Below are 11,390 nucleotides of genomic sequence, written 5' to 3'. Positions count from 1 at the left end.
CAGCGGCGATCAAACCGATGACGTCGTCAGCGCTCAAGACGCTCGACCCCCTTCACGACCAACGCCAAAACGGCGAAGGCCGCAATAACGAGCACGACGTAGAGGACGTCGGCCATCTCGGGCTCCTAATGTTCGACAGTGACTGGGTCACCAGCCATGGAACCCCCGGTTTTCGCCGCCGGGCCGCTTGCATACGGCCCTCTAACGTGCGTGAGCGTTATATTCACGCCCGGCTCACGCGGCGAGACCGGCTCGTTACCTGCGCATCGTCGCCGCAGGCTGTCGTGTCGGCGCCGTGCCACGTGACGGCAGACAGCCTGCGCGACGACCCCGCCGTCAGCGGTACTCGCGCAAGCGCAGATACCCCGCCTGAGCGACGAACGCCAGGAGCAGCAGCTCGCCGAGGATCATCAGCGCCCACGCGCCGCCGCCGAGGTCGCTCTGCCCGGCCGCGATCGTGGAGACGAAGTAGTCGTCGTTGATCCGGATCACGTTGTTCAGGTCATCGAGATAGGCGTTGAACGTGTAGTTCGACGTGCCGGCCTGCGTGCCGATGTCGAAGGCGACCGCCGCCGCCGGGTTCTCGCTCTCCGCGTCGGATCGGATCGTCGCGTCGTCGTCGAGATACGCCCTGTACTCCGACGCCGCGGCGTTCGCCGCCTGCCCCTCGCCCGGGAACGTGATGTTGTGCAGTTCCGTGGCAAGGTAAGCGTTGACCTGCGTGACCTTGACGTTGAACGAGGCGCCCAAGGACGAGGCCTGATTCTCCAGCAGCCAGCGGCTCTCGTCGGCGTTGGCGTCGTCGGAGATCGCCTTCGCGCGCTCGAGCGCGTTGATCGAGTCGTACGCGTTCTGCTTAGCGTATTGCAGCTGGTCCGCGGCTGTGAGCTGCGCGTTGATACCGACGGCTCCGAGCACCACCGCGACGAGCATGCCCGGCACGAGCCAGCCGACGCGCCGGCGGAACGCGCGCGCGTGGTAGTGGTTGCCGAGGAACAGCGCGAGCGCGGCGAGCAGCCCGATGAGCAGGACCGCGATCCCGATGCCGATCATCGACGAGCGGTCGCCGGAGTACGCGGCGTCCACTTCACCGCTGTCGGTGTCGGTGATCTGCTGCGAGGTCGGCAGCAACGTGCTGTGCAGCAGCGCGGATGCCTGGACGTACAGGCCGAGCGCGGACGCCGGCGGAGCCGCGGGCTGCTCGTGCAGCGTGGCCTTGTCGATGTAGAGCGCCTGCGCGATCAGCTCCTCGTATTCGCCGAGCGCGTTCATGAGCTTGTCGCCCTGCGCCGCGAGCGCCTGGTTCTGCGCGATCGTCTCCAGATCGACATCCGCGGCGGTCCGATCGGACTCGTACACGCGGTTTGACGCGGTCGCGTTCACGCTCGCGGGCACGAACGACGCATCGGCCGGGTTGTAGCCGACCAGCAGGACGTTCGCCGCCATCGCATCCATGTCGTTGAGGCGGTAGTACAGGTCGCTGGTCGCCGAGACCCCGTCGGTGCGGGCCTTGAGATTGGCCAGGCTGGTCGAGTCGCGCGACAGGCCCATCGCGTAGACGAGGCCGAGCAGCGCGCCGAGCACGGCGAGGCCGGCGGTCATCAGTTTCAGTCGGCGCGGAGTGTCGCCGAACACCCGTTTCCGGGCTTCCCCCCGTACGAATATCACGGCCTGACGGTGCGGCAGGGCCGGCCGTCGAGTAAAGACAGGGGCCTGAATCTATGCACTAATTAAACGCCTGAGCCCGCCGGGCGTGCGAGCAGCGCCTGAGCCGTTTGAGCCGTAAGCCGCGTGAGAAGACGCACTCCGGTTCGGAAGGCGTCGTACTACGCTGAGATACGAGGGGAAAGGCGGCCGATCATGGGAGAGCAATCGGGCAGCGAGAGCACATCGGAGGCGGACCGGCTCGCGGAGCTACGGGCTCGCCTCGCCGCGGGCGATCGTGACGCGGCGGGCCCGTTGGGGGAGCTGCTGGCGAGACTGGGGGACCTGCTCGGCGCGCTTGAGGTGTGGTCCGACGCGTACGGGGAGCGGGCGCCGGGCTCGAAGCGGCTGGCCGAACTGCTGGTGCGGGAGGGCTACCCCGCCGACGCGGTCAGTGTCTGGGAGCAGGCGGATCCGGTATGGAACAACCCGATCAGCCTCTACCGGCAGCAGCTGGCCTCGTACGCCGCCGACGTGCGGTACGAGTTCGAGTCCGACGAACCCGAGGAAATGTCCGGCACCTGGATGTGGGTCCTGGAATCGCTGTTGGCGCAGCAGGGCGAGGCGGCCGTCATCGCCCGGATTCGGGACTGGAAGTCGAATCCTGGCGGTTGGGCCGCGACCCGGTAGCGGTCAGGCTCGTCGACAGCCGGTCGACGCCGAATCCGCCGATCAGGAGGCGCTCCTTGCGGTTCCCGGTGAGCTGCCGGGTCCAGTCGACGAATCCGCCGTCCGCGAGCTCGATCCGCTCGCCTGCGAGATAGCCGTAGATCTTGTAGCAGAGGTCGATGTAGTACCCGCGGCCGGAAGCGCGATCGGGGTCTGCGAGGACTTCCGTGTGCGGCGCGGAGGACTTGATGTCGGCCAGTTCGGCGCGCGCGTGGTCGATCAGCGCGGCGGCCGCCTCGCTCAGTCCGGTGAGACGGAACTCGACGCGGTCGAAACCCGTGTCGGCGAGGGCCGCTGCCGCGAAGCGGAGGTGCTCGACGAGGTGCCGCTTCTCGAAGGCGCGGTTGCCGGTGTCGCGGCCGGCGGTCACCATCGCGAACAGCTGGAAGTGGGCGAGCATGCCGGGGGCGGGGTCGAAGAACTGAGCGCGGACCACGCGCTGGGTCGCGGCGAGTCTGACCGGCGCCGCCGAGCGGGAATCGGCGGCCAGGGCACGGGATCGGCGCGTCGCGGCTTCCAGGGCCAGGGCGTTGGTGGGGTCGGCCGCGACCTCGCTGCCGCGGATCGTGGCGACGATCTTGCGCGGGTCGACGGTGGCCACGGCCGTGTGCGTCGCCAGCGGGACGAGCGGGGCGAGTACGAGGGTTTCAAACCCCTCGGGTAGCGCGCCGATCAGCAGATCCTCGGCGCGGCGCAGCGCGACGACGTCGGTCGTGCCCGGTGCGACGAAGCGGTCGGAGCGGTAGCGGCGCACGACGTCGGCGGGGGAGAGGCGTTCGGCGCGGCGGCGGTACACCTCCAGGAGCAGGGTGGTCAGCTCCGAACCGGAGAGTCTCGCGGCCAGGATGTCCACGAGGTCGGGTTCACCCGCGCGTGCCAGGACTTGCCGGAGTGCCGCGTCGTCTGCCGTCATGGTCGATCAGTATCACCGGCGGCGGTCTGGTGCGGCGAACGGTTTACGTAGCTGCGGCCCGGCGCGTTTCGCGATCAGTTCGCGGTGAGCGAGACTGGCGATGTGATCGAGAACCGGATTTTGAGCGAGTACTGCTCAGCTGTCGGTATCGACAGCCAGACCGCTGAGGGGCACGTGCGGCTCGACGGCCTGCCCGGCGCCGACACGCCGGATCCACTTCCGTCGCGCCTGGCCACGACGGAACTCGCCGTGGGGGCTGTCGCCGCCGTGGCGGTATCCGCGGGAATGCTCGCAGAGGTGCGCGGAGTCGGGGAACCTGCCGGCTGGGTCGTGGACGCGCGGCGCGTGGCGGCCTCGTTCCGGGGCGACCAGCTGCTGCGGCGAGACGGGGTGAAGTTCCCGAGCTTCGCTCCGCTTTCCGGGTTCTTCCGCACGAATGACGGTTGGGTTCGCACGCACGCAAACTACGATCACCACCGCGCTCGACTGATCGGTGCGCTCGGGCTCGACGCATCCGCTGACCGCGCGGCGCTCGCGACACGGCTGGAGCAACTGGGAGCGATCGAGGCCGAGGAACTCGTCCGGGCGAATGGCGGCATCGCAGCCGCGGTGCGTACGCCGGACGAGTGGCGAGCACATCCGCAGTCCGCGGCCGCCGCGGAGTTGCCGTTGGTTGCCATCGAGCGACTTGCTGCCGCGGACGTGCGCGAGCGGGAGGACTTACGCGTGCGCGGATTCGGTTTGACCGCACCGGTAGACGCGCTGCGGCCGGCTGCCGGGCTGCGCGTGCTCGACCTGACGCGCGTGATCGCTGGACCGGTCGCGACGCGGACGCTTGCGCTGCTGGGCGCGGACGTACTGCGGATCGACTCGCCGCAGATGCCGGAGATCGCCGCGCAGCATCTCGACAACGGCATGGGCAAGCGCTCCGCGCTGCTCGACCTGCGTGATCAGAAGCAGCACACGGTCTTCGAGCGCCTTCTCGACTCGGCAGACGTTGTCGTCACCGGTTACCGGCCGCATGCGCTCGATGCGTTCGGGCTGGACGCGGCGACGCTGGCCGCGCGCCGTCCTGGGCTGGTCGTCGCCACGCTGGATGCATGGGGGTCCGTTGGACCGTGGGGCGGGCGCCGAGGGTTCGACAGCATCGTACAGGCCGCCAGTGGGATCTCAGTGCTCGAAGCCACCGATGGTGCGGCGGGCGCTCCCGGCGCGCTTCCCGCGCAGGCGCTGGACCATGCCACGGGCTACCTGCTCGCGGCCGGCGTGCTCCAGGCTGTTCGGCAGCAGACCGTTCAGGGTGGAAGCCGGCACGTACACGCCCATCTGGCCCGCACGGCGCACGCACTGATCGCCAACAGCTCGCCGGACGGGAACTCGCAGCAGGCCACGAACACTGCCCTCGACTTCGATGCCTGCTTGGCGGAGCAGGCGACGCACGAAGGCATACTGCGGTACGCGCGGCCCGCGCTCGCCTCCGTCACGCGCGCTGTCGACTATCCGAGCGCCGGCGGAACGTGGGGCGCCGACGAGCCTGCCTGGACCTGAACCATATGCCCCGCACCGGTTTGGGCGTGCGGGTGCAGCTGCGGCGATCCGGAACGCGTTGGGCGGCAGGGATGAGCCGGAACGCGCGGGTAGCGGCGGACGGCGCGTGCACTCGCCGTCCGCCGCTACCCGCGCGGCCGATTAGTTGGCATCGAGGAAGCGGATCATCTGGTCGACGATCGGCGCCGTGAGCAGCACGCCCTCGTTGAAGGTCGGCTGAGTCGCGTCGTCGCTGCCGGTGTGGATGGCGACGAGCCTGGGCCGCGCCGTGCCGACGGTGCTCTCGAGGATGACGGGGCCTCCGCTGGATCCGCTGTCGGTGCTCGCCTTGTAGCCCACCAGGTGCGTGTTGTTCCCGGCGGAGATAGCGGGCGCGACGGCGTACTTCATGACGTTCGCGGGCTTCGGGTAGCCGGTGACCCTGACGTCGCGGCCGTTGACTTCGGCGAACGCGATCGGCAGCAGTCGCGGCATGGTGGCCACATCGAGGCCGTCCGGAAGGTCGTTCACGCGGATCACGATCCAGTCGTTCGGGTGATCCCCCGGGCCCGAGTAGTCCGGGCAGACGAGCATGTCCTGCACCTCGAAGTAGATGCTGGCGATCGACGGGTCCGTGGAGCCGTACGCGGGGGAGAACGCGCCGTAAATCAGGGTGTCGTTCTTGTACAGCGCGTGTGCGCAGGTGACGATGCCGACGGACTCGCCGGTGTAGACGAGCATGCCGCTGCTGGTGGAGCCGGCGGCGCTCTCGATCCGGCCGACGTTGCGCCACAGCGGGCTCGCGCTCGGGTGGTCGACGACGGCCAGCGGGTACTGCGGGAAGATCGCCTGCGGCAGGGCGTTCTCGGGCACCGGCGGGGCCGGCTGGAACTGCGGCGCGCTCGGCGTCGGCCGGTTCGGGTCCGCGAAGTCGTGGTCCGGGCCGGCGTCGAGGTCGTGGTCGTCGGGGTCGGGGTCGGGGTGCGGCGGGAGGTCGATGGTGGTCATGTCGGGGCTCTCTCTCTGTGCGGGGATGTACGGGTACAAGGAGGGATGCGGGCACGGGTGCCAGAGGCGGGCCGCCTGGGCGCGGCGCGCCCGCCACCGGCTGATGAAGGTCCGCATCTACGCGCTGAGCAGCGTCGGCTGGAAGGTGTTGTCCATCGTGAGCTCGTAGGACTTCGTGGTCTGCGCGCCGTAGAACTCGACGGCGACCGGGTTGCTGAGCTCCGCGACGTCGATGACCTGGCCGCGCTGGAACTTGCCGGCCACCAGCCAGTACTTCGGGTGCGGGGTGAACACGAGGTGCTGGTTGGGCTGCGCGTCGACCGCGCAGGTGCCGGAGCCCGACATGCCGATACCGACGCTGGCGTCGTTCAGCGGCACGTCGCCCCCCTCATCGATGTAGAGGTTTCCGGCGTAGTGGTCCGGGCTAGCGGGCTGCCGCTGGAAGTTGTACGCGCCCGCCGAGTACGTCAGCTGCGCGCCCTGCATGGCCGGGTTCATCGGGTCGGCGTCCCAGGCCTGGCTGGCGTAGAAGACCACACCGGGCGAGAGCGGGCCGGCGTTGGACCAGACGAACGAGTACGAGGTGTTCCAGGTGAAGACGACGTTGGTGGTGGGATAGGCCGGCTCGACGAACCACGCCAGGGTCTGCACGGCGATGCCCAGACCGAGGTCGGGAGCCGTCTGGTAGACGCAGAAGTCGACGTAGTTGCTCGAGTTGTTCTGGACCGCGAGGGTGTACTCGGTCATGGTGCTCTCCTATTCCTGGAAATACGGCTTCCGCTTATCCGCGGATATCCGGCGGTCATCGATTCCTTGTTTCGTTGCCGCGATTCCAGAACAACATTCCTGATCAGGAGTGTCAATCGGCCGATGATCTTTCACCCGCTCGGCGTAGGGCCATTTCGACACGGGGCGGGCAGGATACGTTACGGCACGGACGACATTGCGTCTCGTGACGTTAATAAACGCCTTGTGACAAAAGGGGAGTAGTGATGGGCTGTGCCGTGTGTGGGGGAGAGCTTCCCGAGGTCCACGGCGCGGGACGGCCGCGGCTGTACTGCTCCACCGCCTGCCGCCAGCGGGCCTACCGGGGAAGGCACGAGGGCACGTCGGGAGGGGCCGAGTCAAGCGAGACGCGCCGGGCGGCCGAGCCCGGCATCACCGTCATCTTCATTCCCGCCCCGCAGGACTCCGCGGGAAGTCCGGGAATCGATTCGCCTCTTGATTTAATTCGTCTCCTCGTGGACGCGTTGCGAGAACACGGGGAAATCCTGGTGACGGGCATGATGACGCGAATCGTCTCGCAGCGGGAACACCGTGACTAATTCTACGGAACACATGGTTTTTAATGCCTCTCGGATGGTTGCCCGCGACGTTCGCTACGGAACCGCGTTACTCGATGATTTAATCCCGCGTATTTATCGGAAAGAATTCCGGGACGAAAGCTCCGGATGCTTCGAGGTCGGCTCCGGGGCGGCTGCGTCCGTTCGGGTGACGGGGCCTTAGGTCCTCCGAACGGCTCACGCGCGGCGCGGGGCCACCGCGGGGGTGATACGTCTGGTACAGCGCTTGCGACCGTCCCGCGGGCGGAGCACGAACTGAGGAGTAGACGACGATGACCGGCTATCCCCTGCTCGACGTTTTCTGGACCATGTTCGAGTTCTTCCTGTGGGTCCTGTGGTTCTTCCTGCTGTTCAAGATCATCACCGACATCTTCCGCAGCGACATGAACGGCTGGGGCAAGGCCGGCTGGCTGGTGTTCGTGATCCTGCTGCCGCTGGTCGGCGTGCTGGTGTACCTGATCGCGCGCGGCGGGTCGATGGCCCGCCGGGACGCCGAGGCCAGGGCGCAGGCGGACGCGGCGTTCAAGGACTACGTCCGGCAGGCGGCGGGCACCGGCACGGACGAGGCGGCGGCTGCGTCCGCGCCGGGCACGGCCGATCAGCTCGCCAAGCTGGCCAAGCTCAAGGAGGACGGCCACCTCACCGAGCAGGAGTACCAGACGGCGAAGGCCAGGTTGCTGACGTAGGAAGCCGGCCGCCGAAGTTGCCGGCCTTCCGTTGGTTGACCGCGGCGCGCGTCGGGCGCGCCGCGGTCAACCAACGTTCCGGACAACGCGCGTGCGTTCGGGACAACGCGCGTACGTCGTCGGCGGCTCGACCGCATCCGTGGTCGGCTTTGGACGGTAGTCGGCTGTCAGATGCTCTGGGATCGCTCCCATGAATGTGGCTGTCATATCAGAGGAGTGTCTCGGGCGAATGCCTTGCCAGTGCGGTGAATCACCGCTAGCTTCTCTGGGAGCGTTCACGGCAAAGGAGCGTGATGAACGAGATCTCGATCAGCCGGCGGCACCTGCTGCGCGCCGGCGGGCTCGGCGCGGGGGCCCTGGCCCTCGGCGGGCTCGGAGAAGTCGGCGGCGGACAGGCCGAGGCGGCGACGACGTTCTCCAAGGGCGCCGACGTCAGCTGGGTCCCCCAGATGGAGGCCAAGGGCTACTCCTGGCTCAACTCCGGCGGGGTGAAGGAGGACATCCTCACAATCCTCAAGGGCTACGGGATGTCCGCGGTGCGGCTGCGCACCTGGGTCAACCCGTCCAGCGACCCGGCTAACGGACATTGCAGCATCAGTGAGACCGCCGCGATGGCGGTGCGCGTCAAGGACGCCGGGATGGACGTCAACATCGACTACCACTTCGGCGACACCTGGAACTCGGTCGGCGTGCAGAACCCGCCCGCCGCATGGGCGAGCATGACCTACTTCGAGATGCTCAGCGCCATGTACACGTACGTGTACCACACGATGAACGTCATCAAGGCAAACGGCGTCACGCCCAGGTGGGTGCAGATCGGCAACGAGATCAACTCGGGGATCTGCCATCCGATCGGCTCCGTCTCCAATCCGGCTCAGATGACAGGCCTGCTCAACGCCGCGCACGACATGGTCAAGGAGGTGTTCCCGAGCACGAACGTGATGATCCACCTCGCGCAGCCGCAGAACTGCAGCTCCATGACGACCTTCTTCGACGCCTTCGCCGGCCACGGCGGTACCTGGGACTGGAACGGCTTCTCGTCCTACGGCAGCGCCGCGTACGCCGCCGGCATCGTGGCGAACATGGCCGAGATCTCCAACGCCTACAGCAAGCCCTTCATGCAGGTCGAGTTCGGCGGCGCCGTCACCAAGGCGACCAGTACCGAGGACGCCCTGCAGGCCTACCTGAAGGCGCTGGTCGCGAACGGTGGCCAGGGTCTGCTGTACTGGGAGCCCGAGGTGATGACGCCGTTCGACACGTACGACATGGGCGCCTGGGACTCCGCCACGTACGAACCCACGGCCGCGCTGAACGGCTTCAGCGCCGTCTAGCGAGCACCCGCGACGAGCGGCAGCACGTCCTCGGCGGCCGCGTTCGGCCTCTTCGACGTGCGGCCGCCCGGAGCGGGTGAAGCGATCGACGCCGAGCGCGCGGTCAGTCCTTCCTCAGCGGCGGCGGCGAGGGCGCGAGTACCAGCCGGTGCCCACGCCGAGCAGGTGCAGCGCGAGGCAGCAGAGGCCGGCGTACAGGAGGCTGGTCGGATCGAACCAGACGTTCGTCGACGTCCCGGTGCCGTGGATCAGAAAGGCGATCGCGAACAGGACCGCGGCTATGACACCCATGATGATTTGTCCCTTTCGATACGTGTTTCAGGGTACGGATACTGCCGGTTGCCCCGCGGGGCGTGGTTTCATGCGCGATCCGGGTACCCGGAGGCCATGGCCCGGAAGAGAACGCGCAGCACAAGAAGTTCGCGCAGCAGGAGGCGCTCGGGCGGCGGCGGGTACGGAGTGCTCGTCCTGCTGATCGCGCTGATATTCGGCGGTTACGCGTACCTGCGCGGCCACGGCGAGAGCGTGCACGGCCTCGGCGGCGCCGGCGGTGGCAACGGCAGCAGCAACGGCAGTAGTGGCAGCGGGGGCGGTGGCGGTACCGGCACGGTCACCGGGAGCAGCGCCGCGTTCGTGTTCGCGACCGGTACGACGAGCGAGCCGCGGATCGACCAGTTCATCGAGTCGGCGCGCTCCAGCATCGACATGACCATGTATGAGCTCAGCGACACCACCGTCGTCAATGACCTGATCGCCAAGAAGAAGGCGGGAGTGGACGTACGCGTCATCCTGGATCAGAAGGAATCGCGGACCAACGAGTCTGCGTACTCGACGCTGACGGCGGCCGGGGTCGGCGTCGTCTGGTCGTCATCCGCGTTCCAGTACACGCACGAGAAGGACGTGACCGTCGACGGACGCGAGTCGCTGATCCTGACCGGCAACCTGACCTCGAAGTACTACTCCGAGACCCGCGACTACGGCTACTTCGACTCGGACGCCGCGGACGTCAAGGCGATCGTCTCGGTCTTCGACGCCGACTACGCGCACACATCGACCACTCCCGGCGACGCCGACGACCTGCTCTGGTCCCCGACGACCGCGCAGTCCCGCGTCCTGTCCGTCATCGACGGCGCGCACAAGACCCTCGACGTCGAGAGCGAGGAGTTCAACGACGCGGCTGTCGTCGACGCGATTTCTGCGAAGGCCAAGGCGGGCGTGACCGTGCGCATCGTTGTCGAGTCGCCTTCGCAATACGCGTCGTCGATCGCGAAGGTGGTCAGCGCGGGAGGCAAGGCCGTCGGCTACTCCTCGGCGACCGGGCTGTACATCCACGCGAAGGCCGTCATCGCCGACGTCGGCCTGGCGGACCAGGCCGTCGAGATCGGCTCGATGAACTACACCGCCAACTCGCTCACGCGTAACCGTGAGCTCGGCATCGTCCTGCGCGACCCCGTGGACTGCTCGCTCATCGAGCGCCAGTTCGCGGCCGATTTCGCCGGCGGCACGGTCCAGTCCTGACGCCCGCAGCCCGCGCGCTCACAAGCCGCGCGGCTGACGCGGGAAGAACGCCGTCCCGGCGCTCGCGGCCACCTGGCCGCGCTGCGGGATCACGGTCGCGCCGGTCGTGGCGCACTGGCCCGACCGGATGAAGTGGCCGAGCAGGTGCGCTGTCGCGGTCGTGTCGGTCAGCGCCTGGTGTGCGTCGTTCAGCTCGATGCCGAGGTGGTCGCAGCAGTCGTTGAGCTTGTGGTTGGGGATCGGCAGGTGCGTGCTCGCCAGCTTCCACGTGCACAGCCCGCGGGTGAACGCGTCCGTGTCGATGCCGGACCAGGCGAAGTGCGCATTGAGGAAACGGCCGTCGAACTGCGCGATGCGGTGCGCGACCGGGATCCGGTCCGCGAACAGCGCGTAGAGCTGGTCGGCGACGTCGCCGAAAGACGGGGCCCGGCTCACCATGCTCCGGGTGATCCCGTGCACGTGGCTCGGACCTACCTCACCGTCGAGGGGCCGCAGCAACGTGTCCCAGGTGCCGGTGATCCCGCCGTCGACGTCCACGTGCACGACGGCGATCTCGACGATCGAATCGGGGTGCAACCGGAATCCGGTGGTTTCGATGTCGAAGACGGCGTATCCGGCCCGCGGCTCGGTAGGTGACAAGGATCCTCCGCCAGTTCGTCTCGCGCGATGCCCCGCAATGCTATCGGCGCGA

General features: G+C 68.0%; 11 protein-coding genes. 5 read left to right on the top strand and 6 right to left on the bottom strand.

Translation table 11 applies throughout. The annotated features are described in order from the left end of the window. Positions 1-336 precede the first annotated feature (336 nt). Positions 337-1,602 carry a GlnX family signal transduction membrane protein gene (locus tag KDK95_RS24485; RefSeq protein WP_212520623.1) on the bottom strand — a complete coding sequence of 422 codons (1,266 nt, stop codon included), beginning with the start codon at positions 1,600-1,602 and terminating at the stop codon, positions 337-339. 258 nt (positions 1,603-1,860) lie between these two features. On the opposite strand from KDK95_RS24485, the gene KDK95_RS24480 reads away from it, so the two are divergent. Then, positions 1,861-2,334 carry a hypothetical protein gene (locus KDK95_RS24480; RefSeq protein WP_212520622.1) on the top strand — a complete coding sequence of 158 codons (474 nt, stop codon included), beginning with the start codon at positions 1,861-1,863 and terminating at the stop codon, positions 2,332-2,334. Here the strand turns inward: KDK95_RS24480 and KDK95_RS24475 are convergent. Beyond that, positions 2,276-3,286, bottom strand: a complete 1,011-nt coding sequence (locus tag KDK95_RS24475; RefSeq protein WP_212520621.1) for a hypothetical protein — start codon at positions 3,284-3,286, stop codon at positions 2,276-2,278. The two genes, KDK95_RS24480 and KDK95_RS24475, sit on opposite strands and share 59 nt — an antisense overlap. A gap of 84 nt (positions 3,287-3,370) precedes the next feature. Here KDK95_RS24475 and KDK95_RS24470 point away from each other — a divergent pair, with 84 nt between their 5' ends. After that, positions 3,371-4,834, top strand: a complete 1,464-nt coding sequence (locus KDK95_RS24470; protein ID WP_307844624.1) for a CoA transferase — start codon at positions 3,371-3,373, stop codon at positions 4,832-4,834. Positions 4,835-4,975: 141 nt separating this feature from the next. Here KDK95_RS24470 and KDK95_RS24465 read toward each other — a convergent pair whose 3' ends face one another. Together KDK95_RS24465 and KDK95_RS24460 are read right to left on the bottom strand one after the other, a co-directional pair. Then, a complete protein-coding gene (locus tag KDK95_RS24465; RefSeq protein ID WP_212520620.1) occupies positions 4,976-5,821 on the bottom strand; it encodes a trypsin-like serine peptidase in 846 nt (281 codons plus the stop codon). Positions 5,822-5,938: 117 nt separating this feature from the next. Next, on the bottom strand, positions 5,939-6,568 hold the full coding sequence (locus KDK95_RS24460; RefSeq protein ID WP_212520619.1) for a RhiA family protein: 630 nt from the start codon (positions 6,566-6,568) through the stop codon (positions 5,939-5,941). A gap of 868 nt (positions 6,569-7,436) precedes the next feature. On the opposite strand from KDK95_RS24460, the gene KDK95_RS24455 reads away from it, so the two are divergent. Beyond that, on the top strand, positions 7,437-7,850 hold the full coding sequence (locus KDK95_RS24455; RefSeq protein WP_212520618.1) for an SHOCT domain-containing protein: 414 nt from the start codon (positions 7,437-7,439) through the stop codon (positions 7,848-7,850). Between the two features lie 293 nt (positions 7,851-8,143). Then, on the top strand, positions 8,144-9,181 hold the full coding sequence (locus KDK95_RS24450; protein ID WP_212520617.1) for a glycosyl hydrolase 53 family protein: 1,038 nt from the start codon (positions 8,144-8,146) through the stop codon (positions 9,179-9,181). A 114-nt stretch (positions 9,182-9,295) separates the two neighbouring features. Here KDK95_RS24450 and KDK95_RS24445 read toward each other — a convergent pair whose 3' ends face one another. Beyond that, positions 9,296-9,472, bottom strand: coding sequence for a hypothetical protein (locus KDK95_RS24445; protein ID WP_212520616.1), 177 nt, complete (start codon positions 9,470-9,472; stop codon positions 9,296-9,298). 96 nt (positions 9,473-9,568) lie between these two features. Here KDK95_RS24445 and KDK95_RS24440 point away from each other — a divergent pair, with 96 nt between their 5' ends. Beyond that, positions 9,569-10,699, top strand: coding sequence for a phospholipase D-like domain-containing protein (locus KDK95_RS24440; RefSeq protein WP_212520615.1), 1,131 nt, complete (start codon positions 9,569-9,571; stop codon positions 10,697-10,699). Positions 10,700-10,717: 18 nt separating this feature from the next. On the opposite strand, the gene KDK95_RS24435 is transcribed toward KDK95_RS24440, so the two are convergent. Then, positions 10,718-11,338 carry a 3'-5' exonuclease gene (locus tag KDK95_RS24435; RefSeq protein WP_212520614.1) on the bottom strand — a complete coding sequence of 207 codons (621 nt, stop codon included), beginning with the start codon at positions 11,336-11,338 and terminating at the stop codon, positions 10,718-10,720. Positions 11,339-11,390: the final 52 nt, after the last annotated feature.

The sequence above is a fragment of the Actinospica acidithermotolerans genome, from assembly GCF_018139625.1.
GTDB lineage: Bacteria > Actinomycetota > Actinomycetes > Streptomycetales > Catenulisporaceae > Actinospica > Actinospica acidithermotolerans.
Note: the sequence above shows the minus strand (reverse complement) of the source record. Positions and strands in the feature narration are given on the sequence as shown.

Coding starts and splice junctions, on each gene's coding strand:
- KDK95_RS24485 (WP_212520623.1), bottom strand. CDS start 1,602: ATGACCGCCGGCCTCGCCGTGCTCGGCGCGCTGCTCGGCCTCGTCTAC.
- KDK95_RS24480 (WP_212520622.1), top strand. CDS start 1,861: ATGGGAGAGCAATCGGGCAGCGAGAGCACATCGGAGGCGGACCGGCTC.
- KDK95_RS24475 (WP_212520621.1), bottom strand. CDS start 3,286: ATGACGGCAGACGACGCGGCACTCCGGCAAGTCCTGGCACGCGCGGGT.
- KDK95_RS24465 (WP_212520620.1), bottom strand. CDS start 5,821: ATGACCACCATCGACCTCCCGCCGCACCCCGACCCCGACCCCGACGAC.
- KDK95_RS24460 (WP_212520619.1), bottom strand. CDS start 6,568: ATGACCGAGTACACCCTCGCGGTCCAGAACAACTCGAGCAACTACGTC.
- KDK95_RS24455 (WP_212520618.1), top strand. CDS start 7,437: ATGACCGGCTATCCCCTGCTCGACGTTTTCTGGACCATGTTCGAGTTC.
- KDK95_RS24450 (WP_212520617.1), top strand. CDS start 8,144: ATGAACGAGATCTCGATCAGCCGGCGGCACCTGCTGCGCGCCGGCGGG.
- KDK95_RS24445 (WP_212520616.1), bottom strand. CDS start 9,472: ATGGGTGTCATAGCCGCGGTCCTGTTCGCGATCGCCTTTCTGATCCAC.
- KDK95_RS24440 (WP_212520615.1), top strand. CDS start 9,569: ATGGCCCGGAAGAGAACGCGCAGCACAAGAAGTTCGCGCAGCAGGAGG.